At 60.7% G+C, this 23,036-nt stretch carries 26 protein-coding genes; 11 read left to right on the forward strand and 15 right to left on the reverse strand.

What is annotated here, in order from left to right; translation table 11 throughout:
- Positions 1-55 precede the first annotated feature (55 nt).
- The 3 genes from H0O21_RS11385 to menD are packed head-to-tail and all read right to left on the reverse strand — an operon-like array spanning position 56 to position 3,426.
- On the reverse strand, positions 56-688 hold the full coding sequence (locus tag H0O21_RS11385; RefSeq protein ID WP_185189730.1) for a L,D-transpeptidase: 633 nt from the start codon (positions 686-688) through the stop codon (positions 56-58).
- A gap of 53 nt (positions 689-741) precedes the next feature.
- Complete coding sequence (gene menB / locus H0O21_RS11390; RefSeq protein WP_185189731.1) at positions 742-1,617, reverse strand: 1,4-dihydroxy-2-naphthoyl-CoA synthase; 876 nt, start codon at positions 1,615-1,617, stop codon at positions 742-744.
- A gap of 30 nt (positions 1,618-1,647) precedes the next feature.
- On the reverse strand, positions 1,648-3,426 hold the full coding sequence (menD, locus tag H0O21_RS11395) for a 2-succinyl-5-enolpyruvyl-6-hydroxy-3-cyclohexene-1-carboxylic-acid synthase (RefSeq protein ID WP_370523049.1): 1,779 nt from the start codon (positions 3,424-3,426) through the stop codon (positions 1,648-1,650).
- A gap of 51 nt (positions 3,427-3,477) precedes the next feature.
- Between menD and lepB the strand changes: the two genes are divergently transcribed.
- Positions 3,478-4,092, forward strand: coding sequence for a signal peptidase I (lepB, locus tag H0O21_RS11400; protein ID WP_185189732.1), 615 nt, complete (start codon positions 3,478-3,480; stop codon positions 4,090-4,092).
- Between the two features lie 15 nt (positions 4,093-4,107).
- Positions 4,108-4,461 (forward strand): DUF760 domain-containing protein, encoded by a 354-nt coding sequence (locus H0O21_RS11405; RefSeq protein WP_131455489.1) that lies wholly within the window; start codon positions 4,108-4,110, stop codon positions 4,459-4,461.
- Between the two features lie 3 nt (positions 4,462-4,464).
- Here H0O21_RS11405 and H0O21_RS11410 read toward each other — a convergent pair whose 3' ends face one another.
- On the reverse strand, positions 4,465-5,631 hold the full coding sequence (locus tag H0O21_RS11410) for a DUF4336 domain-containing protein (RefSeq protein ID WP_185189733.1): 1,167 nt from the start codon (positions 5,629-5,631) through the stop codon (positions 4,465-4,467).
- 174 nt (positions 5,632-5,805) lie between these two features.
- Here H0O21_RS11410 and H0O21_RS11415 point away from each other — a divergent pair, with 174 nt between their 5' ends.
- The 3 genes from H0O21_RS11415 (at position 5,806) to H0O21_RS11425 (ending at position 7,042) form a co-directional block, all read left to right on the forward strand.
- Positions 5,806-6,528: a DUF305 domain-containing protein gene (locus H0O21_RS11415; protein ID WP_185189734.1), complete on the forward strand. Its 723-nt coding sequence runs from the start codon at positions 5,806-5,808 to the stop codon at positions 6,526-6,528.
- Positions 6,529-6,617: 89 nt separating this feature from the next.
- Positions 6,618-6,776, forward strand: coding sequence for a DUF3721 domain-containing protein (locus H0O21_RS11420; RefSeq protein WP_236629541.1), 159 nt, complete (start codon positions 6,618-6,620; stop codon positions 6,774-6,776).
- Positions 6,773-7,042, forward strand: a complete 270-nt coding sequence (locus H0O21_RS11425; protein ID WP_131455619.1) for a hypothetical protein — start codon at positions 6,773-6,775, stop codon at positions 7,040-7,042. The genes H0O21_RS11420 and H0O21_RS11425 overlap by 4 nt, the downstream gene beginning before the upstream one ends.
- A 34-nt stretch (positions 7,043-7,076) precedes the next feature.
- On the opposite strand, the gene H0O21_RS11430 is transcribed toward H0O21_RS11425, so the two are convergent.
- The gene (locus H0O21_RS11430; protein ID WP_185189735.1) at positions 7,077-7,610 is read right to left on the reverse strand and encodes a DUF411 domain-containing protein; all 534 of its coding nucleotides are present in this window, start codon (positions 7,608-7,610) and stop codon (positions 7,077-7,079) included.
- A 351-nt stretch (positions 7,611-7,961) separates the two neighbouring features.
- A complete protein-coding gene (locus tag H0O21_RS11435; RefSeq protein ID WP_185191018.1) occupies positions 7,962-8,678 on the reverse strand; it encodes a 16S rRNA (uracil(1498)-N(3))-methyltransferase in 717 nt (238 codons plus the stop codon).
- Positions 8,679-8,777: 99 nt separating this feature from the next.
- Between H0O21_RS11435 and H0O21_RS11440 the strand changes: the two genes are divergently transcribed.
- Positions 8,778-11,447, forward strand: coding sequence for an HAD-IC family P-type ATPase (locus tag H0O21_RS11440; protein ID WP_185189736.1), 2,670 nt, complete (start codon positions 8,778-8,780; stop codon positions 11,445-11,447).
- An 80-nt stretch (positions 11,448-11,527) separates the two neighbouring features.
- Positions 11,528-12,280, forward strand: coding sequence for a hypothetical protein (locus H0O21_RS11445; RefSeq protein ID WP_185189737.1), 753 nt, complete (start codon positions 11,528-11,530; stop codon positions 12,278-12,280).
- Between the two features lie 516 nt (positions 12,281-12,796).
- On the opposite strand, the gene H0O21_RS11450 is transcribed toward H0O21_RS11445, so the two are convergent.
- Complete coding sequence (locus H0O21_RS11450) at positions 12,797-13,777, reverse strand: RNA polymerase sigma factor RpoD/SigA (protein ID WP_131455492.1); 981 nt, start codon at positions 13,775-13,777, stop codon at positions 12,797-12,799.
- 132 nt (positions 13,778-13,909) lie between these two features.
- On the opposite strand from H0O21_RS11450, the gene H0O21_RS11455 reads away from it, so the two are divergent.
- From H0O21_RS11455 to H0O21_RS13690, 3 genes are all read left to right on the forward strand, one after another.
- A complete protein-coding gene (locus H0O21_RS11455; RefSeq protein WP_131455493.1) occupies positions 13,910-14,434 on the forward strand; it encodes a BCAM0308 family protein in 525 nt (174 codons plus the stop codon).
- A 110-nt stretch (positions 14,435-14,544) separates the two neighbouring features.
- Positions 14,545-14,856 (forward strand): hypothetical protein, encoded by a 312-nt coding sequence (locus tag H0O21_RS11460; RefSeq protein WP_131455494.1) that lies wholly within the window; start codon positions 14,545-14,547, stop codon positions 14,854-14,856.
- A gap of 61 nt (positions 14,857-14,917) precedes the next feature.
- Entirely contained in the window at positions 14,918-15,172 is a 255-nt protein-coding gene (locus tag H0O21_RS13690) for a DUF3175 domain-containing protein (protein ID WP_370318283.1), read from the forward strand.
- Here the strand turns inward: H0O21_RS13690 and H0O21_RS11470 are convergent.
- From H0O21_RS11470 to H0O21_RS11490, 5 genes are all read right to left on the reverse strand, one after another.
- On the reverse strand, positions 15,102-15,797 hold the full coding sequence (locus tag H0O21_RS11470; protein WP_131455495.1) for a phosphoribosyltransferase: 696 nt from the start codon (positions 15,795-15,797) through the stop codon (positions 15,102-15,104). The two genes, H0O21_RS13690 and H0O21_RS11470, sit on opposite strands and share 71 nt — an antisense overlap.
- A gap of 82 nt (positions 15,798-15,879) precedes the next feature.
- Positions 15,880-17,064 carry an HlyD family secretion protein gene (locus tag H0O21_RS11475; protein WP_131455496.1) on the reverse strand — a complete coding sequence of 395 codons (1,185 nt, stop codon included), beginning with the start codon at positions 17,062-17,064 and terminating at the stop codon, positions 15,880-15,882.
- Positions 17,064-19,235: a peptidase domain-containing ABC transporter gene (locus H0O21_RS11480; RefSeq protein WP_131455610.1), complete on the reverse strand. Its 2,172-nt coding sequence runs from the start codon at positions 19,233-19,235 to the stop codon at positions 17,064-17,066. Before H0O21_RS11480 ends, H0O21_RS11475 begins: the two co-directional genes overlap by 1 nt.
- Positions 19,236-19,314: 79 nt before the next feature.
- Positions 19,315-19,596: a hypothetical protein gene (locus tag H0O21_RS11485; protein WP_131455497.1), complete on the reverse strand. Its 282-nt coding sequence runs from the start codon at positions 19,594-19,596 to the stop codon at positions 19,315-19,317.
- A 49-nt stretch (positions 19,597-19,645) separates the two neighbouring features.
- The gene (locus H0O21_RS11490) at positions 19,646-19,888 is read right to left on the reverse strand and encodes a hypothetical protein (protein ID WP_131455498.1); all 243 of its coding nucleotides are present in this window, start codon (positions 19,886-19,888) and stop codon (positions 19,646-19,648) included.
- A gap of 228 nt (positions 19,889-20,116) precedes the next feature.
- On the opposite strand from H0O21_RS11490, the gene H0O21_RS11495 reads away from it, so the two are divergent.
- The gene (locus tag H0O21_RS11495; RefSeq protein ID WP_131455499.1) at positions 20,117-20,377 is read left to right on the forward strand and encodes a hypothetical protein; all 261 of its coding nucleotides are present in this window, start codon (positions 20,117-20,119) and stop codon (positions 20,375-20,377) included.
- A 57-nt stretch (positions 20,378-20,434) separates the two neighbouring features.
- Here the strand turns inward: H0O21_RS11495 and cfa are convergent, their stop codons facing one another.
- The 3 genes from cfa to H0O21_RS11510 all read right to left on the reverse strand — a co-directional run bounded on the left by cfa (position 20,435) and on the right by H0O21_RS11510 (position 22,915).
- Complete coding sequence (gene cfa / locus H0O21_RS11500; RefSeq protein WP_131455500.1) at positions 20,435-21,538, reverse strand: cyclopropane fatty acyl phospholipid synthase; 1,104 nt, start codon at positions 21,536-21,538, stop codon at positions 20,435-20,437.
- Between the two features lie 114 nt (positions 21,539-21,652).
- Complete coding sequence (locus H0O21_RS11505; RefSeq protein ID WP_131455501.1) at positions 21,653-22,087, reverse strand: Hsp20/alpha crystallin family protein; 435 nt, start codon at positions 22,085-22,087, stop codon at positions 21,653-21,655.
- 102 nt (positions 22,088-22,189) lie between these two features.
- Positions 22,190-22,915: an STAS/SEC14 domain-containing protein gene (locus H0O21_RS11510; RefSeq protein ID WP_131455502.1), complete on the reverse strand. Its 726-nt coding sequence runs from the start codon at positions 22,913-22,915 to the stop codon at positions 22,190-22,192.
- Positions 22,916-23,036 lie beyond the last annotated feature (121 nt).

Here is a 23,036-nt window from a genome sequence, read left to right on the forward strand (position 1 = left end):
AGGCGCCGCGACTTTAAGGGGAATCACGCCGGAGAAACCGCACGTGGCCAGAGTTTCAGGGAATCACGGTGACTGGCGTTCCCAGACGAACCAGCTTGAAGAGCTCCTGCACATTCTCCTCGTAAAGGCGAACACAACCGTGAGAGACGGCTCGGCCCACCGTCCAGCGGTAGGGGGTGCCATGGAAACCGGCCACCGTGCAGCCATCGATGTCGAGATACTGCTCACCATCCCAGCCCGAACGCCCTTTGCAATCGCGATAGAAACCGATCCAGCGGGATCCGAGGGGATTGCGTTTCCCCTGGCCGATGTTCTCGCCGGTGACCGGATGGGTCCAGACCGGCTCATGGATCTTCTGCAAGACCCGATGGCGACCGGCCGGTGTCTCCCAGCCTTCGGTGCCCACGGCGGCTGGGAAGCGATGGGTGAGCACTCCATCGCGCAGCACCATCAGTTGACGGTGGGTGCGATCCAGCACCAACTGGAGTCCCTTCGCATCGAGAAGATCAGGGGGGATGCGCTGCAGGGAAGCTTGCTCGGAGATCGGCTCGGCAAGCGGCGGAATCGGGTCAGCCGGACGTGCTGTCTCTCCTCCCTGGACCTGGGCACGGGCCAAGCAGGGAATGGTGCTGACCAAGGTCAGCGTCAGCGTGGCGTTGAGCAGCAGACGCGGGCGAAGACGCAACATGGTCGGAGCAAAACGGTGGCAGCGAAAACGGTGGCAGCGCTGACCTTGTTTAGCTAAGGGAGCCAGGGGGAGGCAGAAAAGTCGGGGGATCGCTTGTCCAGGAAGGCATTACGGCCCTCCTGGCCCTCAGCCGTTCGATAGAAGAGATGGGTGGCCTGACCCGCCAGCTCCTGAATCCCAGCCATGCCGTCCGTCTCGGCATTGAAGGCCGCCTTGAGGCAACGGATGGCCGTCGGGCTGTGCTGCATCACCTCCTGGGCCCAGCGCAGGCCCTCGGCCTCCAGTTGCTCCAGCGGCACCACAGCGTTCACCAGACCCATCGCCAGAGCCTGCTCAGCCCCGTACTGGCGGCACAGGAACCAGATCTCACGCGCCTTGCGCTGCCCCACCACCCGGGCCAGGAAGCCGGCACCGAAGCCGCCGTCAAAGCTGCCAACCCTTGGGCCTGTCTGGCCAAACACAGCATTATCAGCGGCCAAACTGAGGTCGCAGAGCAGGTGAAGCACCTGACCACCGCCGATGGCATAGCCAGCCACCAGGGCAATCACCACCTTGGGCAGGCTGCGGATGATGCGCTGCAGGTCGAGCACGTTGAGGCGAGGCAGCCCCTCCTCATCCAGATAACCGCCATCCCCGCGAACGCTCTGATCTCCTCCGGCGCAGAAGGCATAGCCACCGTCTTCAGCGGGGCCAACTCCCGTGAACAACACCACGCCGATGTCACTGGCATCGCGGATCCGCGTGAAGGCATCACAGAGCTCCACCACCGTGCGGGGCCGGAAGGCGTTACGCCGACGTGGACGATTGATCGCCACCCGGGCGATACCACCGGGACAGCGATCCAAAAGAATGTCTTGGTAGTCCCCCCAGGGCTCCCAGACCACGGTGGACTCCCCGGGGAGCACGCGGCGGTGTTGGTGATCGGTCATGGCCTCGCCCCATCGGCAGCGCCATTGTGATCACCCACCCGGATCTTCCGTCTGAAGAGTTCTGCGCAACTCCTGCCGCAGGCGCGCATCCCCGTCCCTGTCGGTACAGACCCGCAACAGGGCAGGACGGGCCTGGGCCCAGCCCCAAGCCAATGCCTCGGGGAGATCCTCCAGGCAAGCCAGCTGCCGCACCGGATGGCCATGGGCGGCGGCAAGGGCCAGCGGATCAACGGCCTGGGGCATGGCGAAGAGCTGCTCCAAGGCCTCCTGGGGGGCCGTCGGCACAGGCAGTTGCTGAAAGATGCCACCACCGCCGTTATCGATCAGCAGCACCAGCAAGGGAGGCCCATCGGCATCGGCTAGTAACCAGCCATTGCTGTCGTGTAACAGGGCGATGTCGCCGGTCAGCAAGAGGGTGCGCCCGCGGGCCCGGGCCAGGCCGAGCGCTAACGAGAGGGTGCCGTCAATCCCTGAGGCACCACGAAAACTGAAGCAGCGGATGCCGGGGCCGGCCGCGGGGGCGAAAGCCTGCCAGTCGCGCACGGGGCTGCTGGCGGCGAGCATCACCGTGCAGGGAGTCGGCAGCAACGGGGGGAGCGCTTGCATCAAAGCGGGCTCCGTGATCGCTCCCTGCTGCGGCAACAGGCGCTCCAGGGAGCGGCGAGCCTGCTGATCGCGTTGCTGCCACAGGCGACACAGACCGAGGCCGGCCGGTTCCGCGCCCGCAGGGACGGATGCGCACTGATCCTGTTGCTGCTTCCACCAGGTGGCCAGACCTGTCGACCACTGGGAGGCCTTGCGGAGGGGATCCAAACCGCGCTGATCGCCTTCACTGACGAGCACCTGAGCACCATTGCGTGCCTGCAACCAACGCTCAAGCCGGCGGCTGGCCGGCATCGGCCCCAGACGCAGCACCTGCAGATCGGCCGCGGAGAGCTCCTCTGGCCAAGGCAGACCGTCGGGGAGCAAGACATCCCAGGCACGAATCTGCCCGGGCAGCTCGGGGGGAACGGCGGCTAGGGGGTCCACCAGCACCGGCCAGCCACTGCGCTCCTGCCAGGCGAGTAAGGCCTGTTCATGGGCAGCCCGCAGAAGCGGACGACCTCGCCAGGGGCCGGCGATCACCAGGCCAGGACGGTCGGGATCGAGGGCGAAACGCGCCTCCCAGGGGGCTGCCTCCATGGGCTCCTGCAGGCAGCCTGCCTCGCCATCGCTCGTCGGGGCAGACCATCCGCTCCAGAAGTGCTCCTGCTCTTCCACAGAGGGATGGAGGGGTTCCTCAAAGGGGAGATTGAGGTGCACCGGGCCAGGCCAGTGGTGGGCCTCACGCCAGGCCTGAGCAGCTAGATCATGGATGGCGACTGGGAGCATGCGATCAAGACCGGCCAGATCAGCACTGCCACTCCAGCGACACACTGGAACCAGAAACGCCTCTTGATTCACCGTCTGGTTGGCACCGCAGTGCTTGAGACGCAGGGGCCGATCGGCGCTGAGCAGCAGCAGAGGCAGGCAGGAGCGATCAGCCTCCACGGCCGCCGGCAGCAGGTTGGCCACGGCGGTACCCGAGGTGGTGATCACGGCGCTGGCCCGGCCACTCGAGGCCGCGAGTCCGAGCGCATGAAAGGCGGCGGAGCGCTCATCGATCGCGGTGATGAGTCGGAGCAGACCTGCCCGCTGGAGCCCCCCAGCGGCATGGGCCAGCGGGCCACTGCGACTCCCGGGGCAGAGCACCACATCGGAGAGCCCATGGCCGATCAGGCCCTCGAGAAGCGCCACAGCGGCCTGCAGGTTGGCGAGTGGGCGCGTCAAAGGGAACCCCAGGGCTGATGCGATCCTCGTTGAATACGGATCCGGCCGGCCATGGACAGCCCACAAACAACGAGCCGTTCCGGCGGCAGCTGGCGCAGCCTCCTGGTTTGGGTGCTGGTGGCTCTGCTGCTGCGTTGGCTCGTGCTCGAGCCCCGCTGGATCCCGTCGGGCTCGATGCTGCCCACCCTGCAACTGCAGGACCGGATCCTGGTGGAGAAGCTGCGCCCCAGGCTGGCGGCAAGCCGGCATCAACCCCTGCCCCTGGGCAGCGTGGTGGTGTTTGCGGCACCGCCCCAACTGGTGATGGCGGGATACGACGCGAATGCGGCCTTGATCAAGCGGGTGGTGGGACGTCCTGGAGATGTCCTCGAAGTGCGCGATGGCGTGTTGCTGCGGAACGGACAACCGGTGAGCGAAGCCTGGCTGGAGGAGCCGATTGACTACACCCAGGGCGCGATCACAGTTCCACCGGATCAGCTCTGGGTGTTAGGCGACAACCGCAATGCCAGCCTCGATTCCCACCTCTGGGGCCCTCTACCCCAGGAACGAGTAATCGGCACAGCGGTCTGGCGCTACTGGCCGCTGAGCCGGTTCGGTCCGATACGGTTCCCCCACCCAACCGCTGCGGGCGTGATTCAGGCAGCTGCGGTAGGGTCAACGTCGTGACGGAGAGCACACGGGATGTTCAACCCGGAGTTCCTGACCACCGACAGCCAAGACGGCCAACCCGTCAACGGTCTGATTCAGTACCTGCAGGACCAGTCGCCTGACGTGCTGCAACGGGTGGCCAAATCCGCCAGCACCGATATTCAGGACATCATTCGCCACAACGTGCAGGGTCTGCTGGGCATGCTCCCCGGCGAGCACTTCGACGTGAAGGTGACCGCCAGCCGCGACAACCTCGCCAATCTGCTTGCCTCGGCCATGATGACTGGCTATTTCCTGCGCCAGATGGAACAGCGCAAGGAGCTGGAGGAAACGCTGTTCGGAGACGACGCCATGGCGGTCAATCCCGACGACGATCTCAAGCTCTGAATCTCAGCCAATGCTGGGATCTTCCGGCACCAGGCCGAGCTGAAGCAGCTGACGGTCAAGGTCTCCGAGAAACTGCCAGTTGCCATCGCTGGGGGCCCAGGGCCGTTTCAGAAGTTCGGCCCTGAGCTGCCCGACCTGGGCAAGGCCAAACGGGAGCGGAGCGCTGTAGTGAGCTGGCACCAGCCAGCGCAGTTCTGGCAGCCGCTCGAGTTGCTCCAACCACTGGATCAGAGCGGTGCGAGCCCTGGGCAAAACCAGCCGCTCGAGGACAGGTGCCACCTGCAGCCTTGGGCTCTGCTGCCCCATCAGAGCGGAAGCGGCCTGCTGCCAGCCCTCCTGCCAGGCAAAGGGATAAACCCCGAAATGGGCGCGGGCCGAACGAAGGCCAGGCTGAAAGGCATGGCGCAGCAAGACCCGAAAGCCTGGAATCTCCAGCCGCTCCGGCCTGAGATAAGAGGCAAACAACACCAGGCGTGCCCAACCGCGTCGACGGTTGACCAGGCTGTCTTCGAGGGGTTCGTCGCCACGATCTCGGGCGTGGAACAACAACGGGGTGGGATCGGTTTCGAACACCGCAGGAGGGTCAGCCCCAATCCCGACCAAGGCATCCGTCACGAGCAAGGCTCCGGACGGGCGATGCAGACAGCTGATCTCCTGGAAACGTCCAACGCCCAAATCCAGGGGGCCAAGGGAGATCCACTGGCACACATCACCATGGGGAACCCCGTCATCGAGCAAAACCTTGGTGCGATGGGCCGGCACCCCTAACAAGCTGAGGGGCAACGGCAAGGGGAAACTCCACTGGCCAGGGCACACCCACAAAGTGGCGTCAGGGAAAGCACGAGCCAGGGGAGCGAGAGGAAGTTTGTGCTCCAAGCCCGAGGCGGTGGGCAACACAATGGTGAGCACGGGGCCATGGTGCGCCTCCAAAGCCCGGATCCCGGCGCAAAGCTCGGCGGTGGGCGGAAGCGGGTTGATCAGCATCAGTCCCCCCGGCACCTTCACAACGGTGAGGCGAATCGGAACGGCCACGTAATAGATGCCCTGGAGCTGCTCAAAACTCCAGACCTGACCGGGGATCAGCTCCTCGACATAGGTGGCGCGCCGGCCGTAGGGATACAGAGGCAGCAGCGGCCAGAACCCCCAGTACTGGTCGGCACGACTATTCATTGCCAAGCCTCTCGCGCACCCTGGATTCGATAGCTCCAGACCCATGATCACAGGTCTTGATCACCGATCGAGCACCCGCAGCGCCAGCTCAGTTTCAGACGAGCCCAGAACCAAGAATCAAGGTGCAAACCAGGATCGAAATTTCTAGAGTCACCAAACTGATTCTTCCCAAGAGTGCGACGTCTTGCCCTAGCCCTGACTGCGATCTCGGCACTGACCCCTCAAGTCGCATTGGCCCAAATGGACCATCACCATGGACATCACGGCCATGGGATGCATCACGCAGAACCTGCAAACACGAAAGAGGCAGCACCCACCCATTCCGGCAACCATCAGCACCATGCCCATGGCATGGGACCAGCAGGCAGCACCTACGACCTGCGCTTTATCGATGGCATGGTCGAGCATCACACCGGGGCGTTGCGGATGAGTGAGTACGTCTTCAACATCGGCGCCCCTGGGGTGGGGGCGTTGGCAAACAGCATCTGGAACGAGCAGGCCCGTGAGATCAAGGCGATGCGCCAATGGCGCAAAGCCTGGTATCCGGATGCACCGGTTTATCCCGTGGCATTGCGCCCTAACGGGGACCCCAACTCCATGGCAGATCTGGTGCGCATGAGTCCTGATGTGATTGCCGCGATGCGCATGTCGGGAACGAAGCCAACGCGCGACAACAGGGTGCAGTGGTTCTTAGAGGGAATGATTGAGCACCATGGAGGCGCACTTCAGATGGCCCATGAGGCTCGGCAAAACTCCACCAACCCCACCGTCCTTCGCCTGGCGCGCGAGATCATCGTCGCCCAGCGCAAAGAGATCATCGAACTCCGCAAGATGCTGCAAAGCGGAGGACTGAATAAGCCGGACTACTACAAATTTGATGGCCTTTTCGCGCTGTGAAAGCAATCACTTTTAATGCCTTCACCACAACGATGATGGGATGGATCTCCATCTCATTCGCCCTCGTCGCTGCTTTCGTTGTCCATCCCATGGCCAGCCATGCTCACAGCAAAGGCATCTACCAATCCAAAGCTGACGCGCAACAACGTGCCAGTGAGATTGGTTGCAATACGCTGCATCAGAACAACGGAAAGTGGATGCCCTGCGCAGATGAGCGTAAACTCCACCGCCAACTTCGCAAGCAATGAACCAACGACCGCTTTCACGGCGAGCACGCAAAGTTCACCGTTGGCTGGTTCCAATCGCCGCTGTTCCGTTGCTGATCACCGCAGGCACGGGATCTCTCTACAGCTTGCTCTTGGAGCAAGACATTGATGCCTTCTGGCTGCTGAAGATCCACACCGGGAATTTCGGTGTTCTGAATCTTCAGCCCGTCTACCCAATGCTCTTGGGTGGGCTCACCGTCATCGTCACAGTTTCGGGTGCAGCGATGCTGTTAAAACCATCGCGATGACCCCCGTTCCCCGAAGCGGTCTCCCTGAAACCGCTTAATAACGCGCGAAGACGGAGGTTGTTCCGTCATGGGCAATGGCAAGCACCTCGAAACGTTCAGCCTCGACGCCAGCCACCTCCATCCCGGGAGAACCCATTGGCATCCCTGGAACTGCCAGACCTCGGATATTGGGCCGTTCTGTCAAAAGACGCTGAATCGCAGAAGCGGGCACATGCCCTTCGATCACATACCCCTCCACAACCGCGGTATGGCAAGAAGCTTGTTGTGGGCTGATGCCACGCGCTTTCTTCACGGCATCCATGTCCTCGGTGACATGGTCCTCAATGCGGTATCCCGCTGAAACGATGTGGGATCCCCATGACGTACAGCAACCGCAACTCGCCGATCGATACACCGTCATCTGAGGCCCGGTCGCCCCACTGTTGACGGGCATCGCAGCATCCCCTTTCACATCACCATGCGCCTCAAGCGGTTGACTCGCTGAAAGCAGCGAGACGACTACAAAGGCTCCAACCAAGCTCTGTCGCACGGCAGCTGAACACAGATGCGCAAAACGCGAAGCGTTCATGGATTCCTCAATGCAGCGAATTGAATCGACTCTCCGCATTATCGCGAGTTGCTCATAAACACACCCAGTTGCACAAAATTCCAGGGACAACTCGGGGACCAGCCCTTCAGACCTGTTCCAACAACTGGAAGCCAAGTGGCAGCAGCGGCCACCAGGGCCAGCGTTGATCGGCGCTAGTGACGGAACCAGATGGACTCACGGAAACGCCTACGGCCCTAACCACTCTTGCTTCGAGGCACAAATTACCTGGCGCGACTGGCCCACGGTGACCACGTCAAAGCCAAAGGGGCACCAGCCACCGCGGCCCAGTAGAGCGGCACGATTTCGTAACGCTATTAACACGAAAACGTGTTAGAAAGGCAGCGCTTGGGCAAGCGCCGCCGGCAGTGCCGTATCGACGCTGAGCGTTCGAACCCCGAGATGGACGCGCCTGGCGATCACCGTTTCCGCCAGATCTAGCTCGAAGGGCACAAACCCGCCTTCCGGACCAATCATCACCACCGCAGGGTCAGAAGCCACCTGCGCCAGGGACTGAGGGGCCTCCTGATGGGCAATCCAGCAGGGCCTACCAGCGCAGAGATCCGCCAGTTGATCCTCCACGAAGGGGCGAAAGCGTTGATGCAAATGCACCGTTGGCGCCAGCGTGTCTTGGGATCGTTCCAGCCCCGCCTCGAGGGCCTCCTGGAGCTTGCCTGGATGCAGAAGCGGGGTCTGCCAGTAGCTCTTCTCCACCCTGGCGCTATTGATCAGGTGCAGGTTCGACACACCGAACTCCGCCACCGTGCGCAGGATGCGACGCAACATCTTCGGGCGCGGCAATGCCAACACGACGTCGAAGCGATGGCGCGGTGGCGGTGGATCCGTCAGAGAGACATTCAGGCAGACCGACTGCCCATCCATCGACGTGATCCGGGCCTTCCCGCGCCATCCACCCAGCAAACCCACACGCACCTGATCGCCAACAGCGCCTTTGAGTTGCACCGACAGATGGTGAGCCCGGCGCCCCTCCAACCGCACCGTGGAAGGATCGATCCAGGGGTCGGAGGATCGCAGCAGGATGATGTTCACAGCGACATCGCCCGTTCTCGCCCTTGCCGTGAACGACTGGGATCTCAATAGCATGGTGAAGTGCCATGCAGCCTTGGAAGGGCCCCGTGGAGCTCAGCGATGCACCAGGCCCAAGCCCATGCCTTATCGAGCGAGGCGCTGATTCGCTCCTTAGGCAGTGATCAAGACTGTGGACTCTCGGAACTCGAAGCACGAGCCCGGCTGCTCTCCCACGGGGCCAACACCCTGCAGGTCCAATCAAGAACGCCAGCCTGGCGCCATTTCCTGCAGCAGTTCAACAGTCCACTGCTGATCACACTGCTGGCGGTGGCCCTCATGAAAATGCTCCTGGGGGAGGCAACCGATGCCCTGGTGATCAGCAGCGTCACCCTGATCAATGCCGTGATCGGCTTTGTGCAGGAAAGGAGGGCGGAGTCGGCGATCGCAGCCCTCGCGCAGGTGCTCCGCTCCGATGTGGAGGTCGTCCGCGACGGGTCCCTGCAGAACCTGCCGTCCGATCAGCTGGTGCCCGGTGATGTGATTCAGCTGGAGGCTGGACAACGGGTTCCTGCCGATCTGCGCTTGCTCACGCAGCGCAATCTCGAGGTGGATGAATCGATGCTCACCGGTGAATCGCTTCCGGTGCGTAAAGGCACCGCAGCGGTGGCACCGGACACTCCCCTGGCCGAGCGTCGTCCAATCGCCTACGCAGGAACGCACGTGACGGCAGGGGAAGCCTGTGCCCTTGTGATTGCGACCGGTAATGACACGGAAGTGGGTCAGATCTCGAGCTCCCTGCAACAGCGCAGCCAGCTCACCACGCCGCTGACGCGGCAGTTCGTTCGCTTCAGCCACACCCTGCTGAAGGCCGTGCTGGTGCTTGCCGCACTCACATTGATGGTGGGCCTTGGCCGGGGCAAGGGACTTGAAGAGATGGTCGACGGTGCCATCGCCCTGGCGGTGGGGGCGATCCCTGAGGAACTCCCCGCAATCGTAACGATCACCTTGGCGATTGGCGTGAAACGGATGGCGCGGCGACGGGCGATCATCCGCAAACTGCCGGCGGTGGAAACCCTGGGCAGCACCACCGTGATCTGCTCAGACAAAACAGGAACGCTCACCCAAAACCGCATGACGGTGAAGCACCTCTACGCCGGCGGAACACTGGTGGCACTCGAGGATCTCTGGCCCGGCAACGAACGCGGGAGCGCGGACCTGCACAACATGGCCCTGGAGGAGACGCTTGTGGCTGGATTGCTGTGCAGCAATGCTCGGGTGGATGACGGCAACACCCTGGTCGGCGATCCCACAGAAACGGCTCTGCTGGCAGCCGCCCATTCCCTCGGCATGGATCAGGGCGCAGCAAGGACTCGCTATCCCCGCCGCGATGCAATCCCGTTTGAATCGGAACAACAATTCATGGCCACACTCCATGGCCGGGAGCGCATCCTTCTCAAAGGGTCGGTGGAGGCTGTGCTCGCCCGCTGCAGCCGACAGCTCAATACGGAAGGGCAGCCAGAAGCGCTGAATAGGGCCGCCATCGATCGGGCTGTGTCAACGATGGCGATGGCTGGTGAACGGGTGCTCGCCTTCGCCATCGGCAAAGCCGATCGATCGCAGCGGCAGCTCCGGCATCAGGACGTGATGGCCAACCTCGACTTCATTGGACTGCAGGGGATGCAAGATCCCCCACGCCCCGAGGCAATTCAGGCAGTGGCCACCTGCCGGGCGGCCGGCATCCGCGTGAAGCTGATCACCGGCGACCACCGCGAAACCGCCGCCGCCATCGCCAGACAGATCGGCATCGGAAGCGGCGGTGACACCATCGACGGCAGGCAGTTAGCCGCCATGGACGAGGCGACCATCGCGCGGGTGGTGCAGCGCGTCGATGTGTTCGCCCGGATCGCTCCAGCCCAGAAGCTGGCCCTGGTGGAAGCGCTGCAGAGCCATGGGGAGGTGGTGGCGATGACCGGTGATGGTGTGAACGATGCGCCAGCGCTCCGCCAGGCCGACATTGGAATCGCCATGGGAGCCGGAGGCACTGAAGTGGCCCGGGATGCCGCCGACATGCTGCTGACGGACGACAACTTCGCCACGATCGAGGCTGCCGTTGAGGAAGGTCGCACAGTCGCGCTGAATCTGCACAAGACCCTGGCCTTCGTGCTGCCGGTCAGTGGAGGGGCCTCGATGACCATCCTGTTGGGCGCGGCCCTTGGGACGGCGCTGCCCGTCACAGCGCTGCAGGTGCTCTGGTTGAACATGGTCTGCTCTCTGACCATGTCGATCGCCCTGGCCTTTGAACCCAGCTGTGCGGCGCTCATGAAGCAGCCCCCGCGTCCCCCAGGTCAGCCGTTACTGAGCCAAGGGCTGATCCAACGGGTGTTGGTGGTCTCAGCGTTCAACTGGACGGTGGTGTTCGGACTGTTTCTGTGGAGCGAGCAACACCTCGGGGATCTAGCGCTGGCGCGCACGATGGCGGTGCAGGGTCTGGTGCTCGCCCACCTGGTGTATCTGGTCTGCATTAGCCACTGGCGAGGCAGCCTTGGCCAGTGGCGAGGAAGCCTTGGCCGCTGGCGCCAGATCGCGATGGCGCCAGCGGTGCCCCTCGGGATCCTGGCCACCGTGGCCGTGCAAACCCTCTTCAGCCAGAGCTCCTGGATGAATCGATTCCTCGGCACCAGCCCGTTGTCGTTTGGGTCACTGATGATCTGCGCTCTACCGATGGTGCTGATGGTGCCGGTGGCATCACTGGCAGAACGTCTCGATCCCAGCGACGGCACGGCGTTTTGAGTCGCCTCACCGTCGGATCTGCCGCAAGCCTGCACACCCCCTGAATCAAGCCGAACGGATCCCTAGGTTCCGCCTGACCCATGCCGCAGGTTGACCGCATGTTCCGATCAGTGATCAGCACCTTGACGCTCAGCTTGAGCTTGGGCCTGAGCCTGCCTCTGGCCGCAGACGCCGGCGGATTTCGCACCGGCACCTATCAGACCAAGGATCACTCCAGCAGCAACCGCAGCATCACCTCCGGCATGGAGGAGATTCGCAGTGAGCGCAGCTACAGCAACAGCCTCAGCGGCAGCAGCCAAGTGGAGCATCTGGGAATGACCATCGCGGGGGATGGCTTCCAGTTGAGCCGACAGGGACAACAGTTGATCGAAAGCAGCGGAAGCAATGAACTGAGCCAGGGACTTTCGGCGGCTGGCCTCAGCCAGTCGGAGCTGATGAACTGGAGCAGCTCGGCTACCGCCTCCAGCAGCAGCAGCGTTGACCATGACCTGAAGCTGAAACTTCCCGGCATCGGCCTGCAGAGCCTGATCAGTGATCAGGGTCTACAGGCCATCGACAGCACAGCGGCTGGGCGCCAAAGCCTCTCTGGTGACGCGATCAGCCTGCAGTCCTCCGATATCGGATCAAGCTCATCGCTGGAGAGCCTGAACGATGGCCTGCAACTCAACCTCAACGGCAGCCTCGACATTCGAATGGAACGGGGCGGCCAAAACGGCGCTTACACCATGGAGGAATCGGGCCGGCAGCACTTGCATTCGCTGGAGCGCTTCACCGGTAGCAGCGTGTTCAGCTCGGAGCGCACGGGCCGCGGTGACCTCTTCGCATTCGACTGATGCAGTGGAGTCGAGACAACAGCGGATGGAGCCAACCAAAGGGTCTCATCGCGGCAGGTGCCTTAATCGCAGGGCTGCTGGGAGGGCTGGGAATCCAGCCTGGCCGGGTCCTCGCCCAACAGAGCGCCATGGACGCCGAGCAAAGCAACAACAACCAGGCGATCGCTACCCCGAACAACAACCAAACCAACCAATCGAGCAGCTTCAGCACGGGTGGTGATCTCATTCAGCAAAACATCAACCCAGCCATCGGCAAGCTGGGGGTGATGACCGTGGGCAAAGGAGGGATCAGTTGCGAATCATCGAGCGTGTATCTGCAGCTGGGCATCTACCCTTACGACAATCAGTACTACGCCGTCTTTGACGACAACGTGCGCGACAAGGACTGGATGCCCCAGGGGGCCTTCGGTGTCTCGATTCCCTTTGGTCCCCAGGTCTCCAGCTGCGTGGAGGCGATCCGCCACCAAACCCGCCAGGTGACGGTCGCCACCGAAGCGGGGGTGCTGCGCCATTGCCTCAGCCTGAGGCCTGCAGTGCAGGAACTGCAGCTCGCGAAGCAACGGATTGCCCGAGCCTTTCCGATCCTGGCCGATGGCTGCCGTGAGATCTGGGGCCTTCCTCCCGATCCGTGGGAGTCTGAGGATCAAGCATCGGCTGTAAGTGGGTCCTGAGCTTGCGCAGGGCGAGCCGCTCCAGGCGCTGCACCTGATAGCGACTCAGGCCCATCCCATCAGCAACCTGACTAAGGCTAACCATGTCGCCATCCCCATAACGCAGCGCCAGGATCTGCTGCTCCCGGGCACTCAAACGCCCAATCACCTGGTACAGCCACCCATAGTCATCATCCGGCTCCTGAAGCCGGCCATCCCAGACCGTCTCAAGCAGCGAACTACTGGGCTCAGTGGCATCGAGCCGTTGATCCAGCGAAGCGAGGCGCGAGAGTTGGAGTGCACGCAACACGAAGCGGAGCCGTTCCGGCTTTTCCTCTAATTCCGCTGCGATCGCCTCGATTGAGCCAGAGCGATCGGGGCCGGAGAGCAACGTATTCACCTTGAAGGCGAGCTGAAGCACGTTGGCGGGAATATGAATGGAGCTGTGCTGCTCATGGAGAAAGCGATTCAACGCCTCCTTCACCCACCAGAAGGCATAGGTGGAAAAGCGATAGCCACGGGCGGGGTCAAATTTCTGAGCAGCGCGGATCAGCCCAAGATTGCCCGCCTGAACGGCATCCATCGGATCGATGCCCAACTGTTGAAGTCGGGAATGGGAACGCTTCACCACCGCCACCACAAGCCGCAGGTTGGCTGTGACCACCCGGGAGAGAGCCCGCTGCCCACTGCGAATGCGTCGAGCATCAGGGGCAGCGTCACGGCGCCAGGACTGGATCAATGTGCCCAGATGAATCTCCTCCGCAGTCGTCAGCAAGGGGGAGCCGGCGATCTGGCGCAGGTAATCCGTGAATGCATCGGCCATCAGAGCCACCAGCAGGGACTGCAACAGGTTCTGATTGCGGGAGCGAGACGTCCATGCACTTTCGCGACACCGGAGCGGTGATGCCTCAGATCACCAGCAGGCGGGGATTCCAACCAGGCCAGCAACACAGGATCAGGCGAGTGAACCAAGCCAGCCATGAGAGAGCCTTCCAGCGGCCCTGATGTGCACACCAGCAGCCCAGGCCATCGCATCCGCCAGTCAGGCATGGGGCAGCGAGGGCGGCTGGACCCCTTTGTGGAGACCCGCAAACCCAAAGAACACAGCTGCTGCCCCCACTGCGGAGCCACCGTCCACCAGGGACGCTGGAGCTGGCATCAGGCCTTGGAGCGTGCAGCCGCCCTGACCTGTCCAGCCTGCCGACGCATTGCCGAACGCCTACCGGCCGGGGAACTCAAGCTCAGCGGCCCCTTCCTCGCCGAACACCATGACGAGGTGATGCAGCTGCTGCTGCACAACGAGCAGCGCTATCGCTCGGAACACCCTCTCGAACGCCTGATGTGGATCGAGAGCAATGACCTCAGCGGAGCCACCGTGATTGCCTTCAGCGGCCACCACATCACCCGGGGTCTGGCTCAGCGGCTTCAGGATGCCTACGGCGGTTGCCTTAGCGGCGACAACGTCCCTCCCGGCAGCATGCTGCAGCTTCACTGGCACCGTTGAGCAGGGCGCAGTGGCCTGCATGGCAGCGCGGCAAAGGCTGGGCAGATCCGTAGAACTGGCTGGAATCAGCAGAAGCTTTGGCTTGGCTGAGCGAGTGAATGCATCCCGCCATGACCCACCCGCACTGCCAGACCTGCAGCTTCTGGGACCAGGCCCACGGGCTGGAGCGAACCAGCCTCGGCGCCATCGCCCCATGCACCCGTCACGCCCCCAGACACTTCCACCTGGAGACGATTGCGCTGACGGGCTCACCTCCCGACCTTCAGGCCTTTCTCAATCACGACAACAGCATCGATGACCTGCAGATTCCGATGGCGATCTGGCCCTACACCAGTCGCAACCAGATGTGCGGTGACTACAAGCCCTGCGACCTGGAAGAAGGGGTGAGGCGACACCGCATGCAATCCGCCCCGCTGCTCTAAAACAAGCGTGCAACACGACACAAGACACGACTGGGCCGCGGAGGTGAACCGCCGCCCACCAGTGCTAGATCTCGAACCAGGCCTCTTTACCTGGAAGCAGCCGGAGCGGATCGCCGCCTCGCTACTGCGCTCGGCCCAACAAAGTCGCGCGCGGAAGCGCAGTGTGTATGGCAGTGCCATGGCCATGCTCTGCCTCTACATCAACCGAGCGGGCCGCAAGCTCCCGTCCGGTCAACGCCTGGTGCTCAACCAGGCGAAGCACTGCCTAAGGGAGCAGTCCGGTCGCCTGGCGCACCTTGACTTCGTAGAAGGTTGAGAACGTCACGATCGCTGAGCTGTTCAAAGCGCTCATACCAGAGGCCGACTGCAGACAGGTGATCCACCAGACGCAAGACCTCCAGACGGTCGACATGCAGACGCATGGTCTCCTCTAAGGAGCGATCCATCACCGGAACGGCCAGGGTGAGCAGCGATGGCCGGGCCAGGCGCAAGGACTGAAGCGCCGCTAGCACCGTCATGCCGGTGGCAATCCCGTCATCAACCACGATCAGATGGTGATTGAACAGGCGACCGAGGTCGGGGCCATCGAACAAACAATGGCGACGCTCCAGCTCCTCCTGGGCGTTGAGTAGCCAATCCTGGGCCTGGGGAAGCATGGACCAGGCTGGATCACCGGGCTCATGGCGCCAGAGCACCACGCCCTCTCCAGCCACAGCACCAAGGGCAAGTTCTGGCCTGGAGGGCTCGACAATTTTGCGCACCGACCAGGTGAGCAGTGGCAGATCTAAGCGCTGCGCCATTGCAGCCGCCACAGCGACACCACCACGGGGAAGGGCTACCAAACAGGTATCAGCACGGGCTCCAGCACAGTCCTGCAGGCATTCGGCAAGCGCCAGACCAGCCTGATGGCGATCGACCCAAACGGGAGCTTGATGATCCATGACGACAAACAATTGAGAGGTCTGGATCTGACCTAGGTCTGGCAGGAAGACAGCAGGAGAGGCGGCCCGGGAATGCTGCGGATCAGGTGGAGGCCAGCAGCCGCAGCTTGCGCAACAACAGCCCCATCACCGTGCCCCTCCGAATCACGAGATCGGCATCAAGCTCCATCCCGGGGCGCAGAACACAGCGACGCTGCCCGCGCACCAAATGATCCGCGACAGGGCTGATCGTGACGGCATAGCGACCGTCAACGGCATCAGCAGCGATGGCCTGGATGCGCCCGTCCAGCACCCCAAAATCCGTGTGTGGGCAACTGCCCACGCGCAAATAAGCCCGCTGGCCAGACTTGAGCGGCGCCACATCTCGAGAGGGAAGCTGAACCTTGATGGCCAGGGGCTGGCCCTTTGGAGCCAGGGTGGCCACCACCTCCCCGGGTTGGAGCACCTGGCCCGGGTAACGCAGCTTGGTCTCCACAACCGTGCCATCCACTGGCGCTAGAAGGCGGGACTGCTGTCGAGCCAGGGCGGTCTCTCGGAGCCGACCATCCACAGCCGCCAGTTGACGCTCCAACTCAGCACGGGCACTGATCGTGGCACTGAGGGACTGGCGCAAACGCGCCTGCTCGGCCTGCAGTCGGGCCCGCTGCTCACCGACCCCAAGGCGTGCTTGATCGAGTTGGCTTTTAGCGACTGCGACGCCGGCCTCCTTCTCCTCAAGAAGCAGCTGGGGGATGGCCCCCTCCGCGGCCAAGCCGCGGAGTCGCTGAAGCTCCCGATCCTGGAAACGGGAACCAGCAAGCGCCTGGGCGACCCCACCGCGGGCCGTCGCGATCTGAGTTGTCATCAACCGATGGATGGATCGGGATTGGGCCTGCAGATCGGTGAACTGTTGAGCAGCCTGGTGAAGCTGCTCCTGTAGCTGCGCGCGCTCACGCTGCAGTTGGCGCTGTTGAGAGTTAATCGCCTCGAGATCCAACTGGGCGAGCAGTTGACCGGCCCGCACCTGTTGATTGGGGGACACGAGCACCCGCTGAAGGCGACCACCACCAAGGGCCTGCACGGGAGAGTTTTCGCCCCGCGGCCGCACACTGCCAGGAGCTCTGACCGACTCATCAAAGGGCCAGACGCAAGCCAGCAACAGCAGCGCCGCTCCAGCGGCGGCTGTTCGCACACCCAACTGGTGAGCCCAAGCACCTGGAGGTGGCAAAAACTCATCGGCTGCAGCAGGGGGCAGCTGATGGGGCACGTGATGGAGCGGGGTTGTCATCAAGCCACCTGCAGGAAGGGAGACACAGGGGCGTGATCACGCAGCAGTCGAGGTGTGTTCTGCGCCAGCACCTTTCCCTGCTCCAGATAGATGATCCAGTCGGCCCGAATGATCACCGAAGGGCGATGACTAATGAGCACGGTGGTGCGCCCCTTGCGCTGCTCCAGCAACGTCTCCATCAAACGGCTCTCGAGCACAGGGTCGAGGGCGGAGGTGGCTTCATCGAGGATCAACACAGGCGGATTGCTAATCAGAGCCCGGGCAATCGCCAAGCGCTGACGCTGACCGCCGGAGAGATTGGCACCGAACTCGCCAAGCACAGTGCGATAACCATCGGGCAACTGGCGAATGAAATCATCAGCAAGGGACAGCTGACAGGCCTCCACCACTCGCTCAAAACTGACCCCAGGATGGGCAAAGGTGAAATTGTCGAAAATTGAACGATTGAAGATGATCGACTCCTGGGGAACCAATACAACCTGGGCACGAAGACAATCCAGCGAAAGATCCTGACTGTTGAAAGGCCCGTAATGAAGGGTTCCATGATCTGGGGGATAGATCCCAGCAAGAATCTTGCTAAGGGTGCTCTTGCCACACCCGGATTCGCCCACGAGGGCCGAGGTCAAGCCACCGGGAATCATCAGGGAAAGATCCTGCAAGAGCGGGCGACGACCAGGGTGGTTGTAGGTGATGGCTTCACAACGAATGGATGCATCAGCCGGAATGGCAACATCACAACCGGAGCCACTGCCAAAAGCCTCAGCTTTACGCTCAAGCACATCACTCATGCGCCGGATCACCACATCGGCGAGTAATAACTCCTGAGTGATGCCACTGAGGGAAGCCAGAAGCCCGAGCACATTGGCACCGAAGCCATTGAACGCCAGCAACTGACCAATCGAGAGCTCCCGCGCAATCACGAAGGAACTGCCATACCAGAGCAACGCCACAGTGATCACGCTGCCTAAAGCACCGGTCAGCGTGGATTCAGTCAGTTGTAAACGCAATTCACGCCAGGCGAGGTGAGACATGCGTCCAAAATTGCTCTGGTATTCCTGCCAGGCCTGAGCGAAGGCATCACTGGTTTTAAGCACACTCGCACCACGAAACAGTTCCACCAAAAAGCCTTGGTTATCAGCAGAGCGAACAAGCAGTTCCTGGGAAGCGGCCTTCAAAGCAGGAAGAAAAACCAGACTGCAGGCAATCACCACTGAATAGCCGACCAAAGCCGCCAGGGTCAGTTGCGGGGAATAGGCCCACATGAACAGGAGCGAAATCAATGCGATACAGAACTGACTGGGTAGCCCCAGCACAACGGAACCGATCAGACTGTTCACGTGCTCGATATCTCCGATTCGGCTCACCGCCTCACCGCTACGGTGCGTTTCGAAATAGCGGAGCGGAAGCAGCAACAACTGACGGCCGTAATGCATCACCATCTGGAGCTGCAGCTTCTGGCCGAAATAGCCCACCAAGTGCCCCTGGAGTTGCCCGATCAAGGAACGAAAACCGAAGAGCAGCATCAAGCCAAGGCAAAGACTCACGAGCATGCGCTGATCACCCCGAACCAAGACGTCATCGGTGAGCAATTGCATCAGCAGTGGCAACCCCAGAGACATCAAGCCCACCACGACATTGAGCAGAAGGGCCTGAAACAACAAGCGCCGAAAGGGAACGACGTAGCGCAGCAGGACGGCAAGGGCATGGCTCGGAGCCTCAGAAGTGTCCGGTCGGCGTGCAGGATCGGGCTCCAGAAGCAACACCACGCCATCATTCCAATGCTGAAGGAAACGCTCGCGACTTAGACGGCGCAGGCCAACAGCAGGGTCGGCGATCAAGACTTCGTCATCCACAAGGCGATGGAGGACAACCCAGTGCTGACCATCCCAATGACAAATCAAAGGGAGAGGCACCTCCTGTAGTGCATCAAGAAATCGTTCAGGGGCCCTAGCGGCACGGGCCGTGAAACCAAGCTGCTCCGCACCCCGTCGTAGCCCAAGCAACGTTGTGCCGTTACTGGTCGTACCAACGGCATCGCGAATCAATCCCTGAGAAAGCGTGATCCCATGGGCTTTGGCCACCGTCGCCAGGCAGGCGGCACCGCAGTCCTCCTCATCGAATTGACGAACACAGGGATAGTTGTTCCAGTGATTGACAAACCACCGAAGCAAGAGTTTTGGGCTCCGCACGATTCAGATCATCAGCAAAATAGAAAACCCAGCTGCGGAAAAATCCACAGCTGAGCAAGGTTCAGGAAAAACTACGAATCGAGGCACGATTACGCATGAGTCCGTTAAACGAAGTCGCCGATGAACCCAATGCAGCAAATGCGATCGAGTTGGCAAAATTCGCCTGATTATTGAGAGCAACAGTGTTGTCTAGATCAATAGCAGGAGCAACGGTGGTAGCGATCCTGGGCGAGATGGTAGTCGTCGTACGAGGCGAAATATTGGTTGTGATGCGCGGCGAGATGGTAATCAACGAGCCGCCACCACCAATCACTTCGGCCTGGCAATCAGTGAGAGTTTCCATGTTTAAAAGAATAAAAGGGCGGCACGAGGCCGCCCAGTTGAACCAGAAATCAGGCGTCCTGACCGAGAAGAATCAGGCCAATGTTGCCCTGGGAGTTACCACCGGACATAGCCGAAGAACGGTTACGTGCAACAGCGCGGTCAGAACTGTAGTTCTTGCCATAGTTGACAGCAAATGCAGCCTGACGGGTGGACCGAGAAGCACCACCCCAGCGACGATCGCGACCATTGCCACCACGTTCACCACCCTGGAGGGTCTCAGCGTGGAGATCAGAAATCAGTTCAAAAGTCATTGAGAACGATCCAAAAAGGAACAAAGAAGAGGCGCGCGCCCCACACAGTCATAGGTAAAACAACCACAAGCAACTCACCCATCAACAGAAACGCAGCTAAACATCAGCAGATCAACGTCACACCAAACTGAAGATCAGATCAGCAGCCGAAACGCTGCATCGTCGCAGCGACTTAAAACCACAATTGCAAATAAGATTCAGTTGTCGAGCAAACAGCTTCAACGTTCCATGAACAACCGTATTCGCGTGCTGCAAAGACAACCAAAGAGGATCTCGATCACGCTCAGCCACAACGTTCATGATGCCCTGCTCACCCGTTCAGAAGAAGAGGGACGATCCGTTTCAAACCTCTGCGCATTTCTACTCGAAGAAGCGCTACGCGATCCGTTACGCAATGGCCAGGCCAACATGAGCTATGGCCAGGGCAATGGCCACCAACAAACCCTCGCCGGCAAACATCCACCCGGCAACAAACCCCGTTATTTCTAAACAGGGAAAAGCCCCGACTCCATCTGTCGGGGCTTTTTTGTGGCCGCACGTGACAACTTAGACCGTTGGACGCAGAACAAGCTGCCAGAGCTGACCATGACGGGAGCGAAAAAAACCAGCACATGCCAGCAGATAGTATCGCCACATCCTGAAGAAATCCTCACTCAGCCATCCTCTAAGGTGCGGCCATTGTTCCTCAAAATTCATCCACCAAGCCAACAGTGTTTGCTCATAATGCGGACCATAGTTCTCCCAACTTTGAAGATCAAACATACCTTCAAGACCCCTGGCAAGCTGCGAAGGGGAAGGGAGTCGTCCCCCAGGGAAAATATAACGGTCAATCCAGGGGTCCGCTTGATTAGAAAAAACAAAGTGTCCGATGGTCTGAAGCATAAGCAAGCCTTCTGGGTCGAGCATCTGCTTAAGAACTCGATGAAAATTACTGTGGTTAGATGGCCCCACATGCTCAAACATTCCAACCGATACAATCCGGTCGAAGCGATCAAGGCCGAGCGACGGAAGAGCTCGGTAATCAGCGAGAATCACCTCAATCGGAAGATCGGAATAATGATCACGGACATGGCAATACTGCCGCGATGAAATGGTGATTCCAGTTCCGATGACGCCGTAATGCTCGCAGGCAAACGCCAATAATCCACCCCATCCACAGCCCACATCTAACAAGCGCTGTCCCGGTTGAAGCTGCAACTTGCGGCAGATCAGATCAAGCTTGCGCTCCTGGGCCTGATCGAGATTGTCACCCTCTTGCCAGATTGCACAACTATAAATCCTGCGACGATCGAGCATTGCCGTGTAAACACGGGGATCGATATCGTAGTGAATCTGGCCAACGCGAAAGGCGCGATGAATCGCCTGGGGGTTCAATAACCATTCCTGAAAACGGATCCAGGCCTCACGTACCCCCATCAACGGACTAGCTTCCAATTGCCGTCGAGCACGCAACAACCTGGAAATCAGCTCGGGCAGATCATCACAATCCCAATCACCGGATACATAGCGTTCCCCAAGTGCAAGCCCACCACGCTGAATCAGATCCGATAAAAAAGCCTGATCATGCACATGGATGTCATGGGATCTTGCACCATCAAAGCGAACATCTGCAAGCGAAGACACCTGCTGAAGAAGAACTGGAAGTGTCATGCAGAGGACTGAAGAGCTTCATAAGAAAACCATATTTGAAAGCATTCATTCAGCCCTTGCATCGCTTTCGCAGCAGACCACCAGCAACGCTGAATCCCCATCAATTCATGGCGACTATTCAATGGGAATCCTGACCGCATCGGTCTCGATGGCCCCCGCCTTTCTTGGAATCGTGATCGTGAGCTCACCATTCACACAATGGGCCTTGACTGCTTGCAGGTCGGCATCATCCGGCAGCGTAAAGCTACGACTAAAGCTCCCGTACTGACGCTCTACCCGATGAAAGCGGGGGTGTTTCTCCTCCTTCTCTTTCTTCCTCTCACCCTGAAGTGTGAGGCGGTCTCCGGAGACCATGACCGACACATCATCACGACGCAGTCCGGGAAGATCAACCTTGAATTGATAGTTTCCATTGGCCTCATAAATGTCCACGCGTGGCCCCCATTCATTCCATGGCATGGTGGCCGTATAGGGAAACGACGGCATGGCAAGGGCTTTGTCCATGATCGCTTCGATGTCATTAAGCGGTTCCCACTTGATCAAGCTCATGACGTCACCTCAAAGAGGATGCAGTAGACCTTTTCAAGTTATGGGTACACACGAGGTCTGGAGAACGCCGTCACCGATCTGCAGTAGCAGCACAGCATGGAATCAGTCACGACAGATCCATTCCTGAGCCTCAAGCATTCGTCCCCCCGTGAAAAGATGCACCTTGGGTTCGGCGAACCCAGCGACGAGACGCTGCACCAGTTGCTGCCAAGCCTCAGCAGTGACCACGGCAAGTCGGCTTGGTTGCTGCCGGTAAGAATGAATCAGCCGTAGGTGATCGCGCAGACCACTCAAGGCCAGCCAACCATCAAACTGCCGCAGATCCACCAGCACACGCGGTCGTTCACCAGCACTGAAGAGGCGAGAGAGATCATCCTCGATCCGAAGGTATGAGCCCCGGTCGAGTGAGCCAATCAAAGTAACCGTAATCACATCACCGGCACGCTCGAGATGAATCGTTCCAAGCGATTCACTCAACCAGCGACGTGCCTCCTCAAGAGCATGGAGGGGGAATACACGCACCGGACAGGGGAGGATGAGGCCCATGGCGTGCATGGCATGACGCAGCAAGGGAAGATCCGTAACAACAGCGAGACGCTCAAAGCCATCCCAATGCCGCAAGCCGAGAGTCGCGTCATCAAAGGCCGCAGCCGCACTGAAGCGCTGGAAATCTGAATCAAACACGATCAACGCTCGCACCCGATCGTTCTCCAACAGATTCGATTCGATCGTGGGCACAACGACCGCTTGCATCTCGCTTTCACTCACCTGTCCGCTGCAACGAAAGCCCACGGTTGCTGAGGGCAGATCCTCGATCAGCTCAATCATGGAATGGTGATGACGACCGCCGAACCGTATCGGTCAATCCTGTGAGCGAACTGGCCTGCACCACACGAGAGGCAGCAATGGAGTGAGGCGTCTGCGGATCTGCTGCAAGGCTTAGAAGCGA

Source organism: Synechococcus sp. HK01-R (genome assembly GCF_014217855.1).
In the GTDB taxonomy this organism is placed as follows: domain Bacteria; phylum Cyanobacteriota; class Cyanobacteriia; order PCC-6307; family Cyanobiaceae; genus Synechococcus_C.

What these genes read in the sequence shown, in the direction of transcription:
- H0O21_RS11385 (WP_185189730.1), bottom strand. Translation starts at nt 688, where the DNA reads ATGTTGCGTCTTCGCCCGCGTCTGCTGCTCAACGCCACGCTGACGCTG.
- menB (WP_185189731.1), bottom strand. Translation starts at nt 1,617, where the DNA reads ATGACCGATCACCAACACCGCCGCGTGCTCCCCGGGGAGTCCACCGTG.
- lepB (WP_185189732.1), top strand. Translation starts at nt 3,478, where the DNA reads ATGGACAGCCCACAAACAACGAGCCGTTCCGGCGGCAGCTGGCGCAGC.
- H0O21_RS11405 (WP_131455489.1), top strand. Translation starts at nt 4,108, where the DNA reads ATGTTCAACCCGGAGTTCCTGACCACCGACAGCCAAGACGGCCAACCC.
- H0O21_RS11410 (WP_185189733.1), bottom strand. Translation starts at nt 5,631, where the DNA reads ATGAATAGTCGTGCCGACCAGTACTGGGGGTTCTGGCCGCTGCTGCCT.
- H0O21_RS11420 (WP_236629541.1), top strand. Translation starts at nt 6,618, where the DNA reads ATGGCCAGCCATGCTCACAGCAAAGGCATCTACCAATCCAAAGCTGAC.
- H0O21_RS11425 (WP_131455619.1), top strand. Translation starts at nt 6,773, where the DNA reads ATGAACCAACGACCGCTTTCACGGCGAGCACGCAAAGTTCACCGTTGG.
- H0O21_RS11430 (WP_185189735.1), bottom strand. Translation starts at nt 7,610, where the DNA reads ATGAACGCTTCGCGTTTTGCGCATCTGTGTTCAGCTGCCGTGCGACAG.
- H0O21_RS11440 (WP_185189736.1), top strand. Translation starts at nt 8,778, where the DNA reads ATGCACCAGGCCCAAGCCCATGCCTTATCGAGCGAGGCGCTGATTCGC.
- H0O21_RS11445 (WP_185189737.1), top strand. Translation starts at nt 11,528, where the DNA reads ATGCCGCAGGTTGACCGCATGTTCCGATCAGTGATCAGCACCTTGACG.
- H0O21_RS11455 (WP_131455493.1), top strand. Translation starts at nt 13,910, where the DNA reads ATGAGAGAGCCTTCCAGCGGCCCTGATGTGCACACCAGCAGCCCAGGC.
- H0O21_RS11460 (WP_131455494.1), top strand. Translation starts at nt 14,545, where the DNA reads ATGACCCACCCGCACTGCCAGACCTGCAGCTTCTGGGACCAGGCCCAC.
- H0O21_RS11470 (WP_131455495.1), bottom strand. Translation starts at nt 15,797, where the DNA reads ATGGATCATCAAGCTCCCGTTTGGGTCGATCGCCATCAGGCTGGTCTG.
- H0O21_RS11475 (WP_131455496.1), bottom strand. Translation starts at nt 17,064, where the DNA reads ATGACAACCCCGCTCCATCACGTGCCCCATCAGCTGCCCCCTGCTGCA.
- H0O21_RS11485 (WP_131455497.1), bottom strand. Translation starts at nt 19,596, where the DNA reads ATGGAAACTCTCACTGATTGCCAGGCCGAAGTGATTGGTGGTGGCGGC.
- H0O21_RS11490 (WP_131455498.1), bottom strand. Translation starts at nt 19,888, where the DNA reads ATGACTTTTGAACTGATTTCTGATCTCCACGCTGAGACCCTCCAGGGT.
- H0O21_RS11495 (WP_131455499.1), top strand. Translation starts at nt 20,117, where the DNA reads ATGAACAACCGTATTCGCGTGCTGCAAAGACAACCAAAGAGGATCTCG.
- cfa (WP_131455500.1), bottom strand. Translation starts at nt 21,538, where the DNA reads ATGACACTTCCAGTTCTTCTTCAGCAGGTGTCTTCGCTTGCAGATGTT.
- H0O21_RS11505 (WP_131455501.1), bottom strand. Translation starts at nt 22,087, where the DNA reads ATGAGCTTGATCAAGTGGGAACCGCTTAATGACATCGAAGCGATCATG.
- H0O21_RS11510 (WP_131455502.1), bottom strand. Translation starts at nt 22,915, where the DNA reads ATGATTGAGCTGATCGAGGATCTGCCCTCAGCAACCGTGGGCTTTCGT.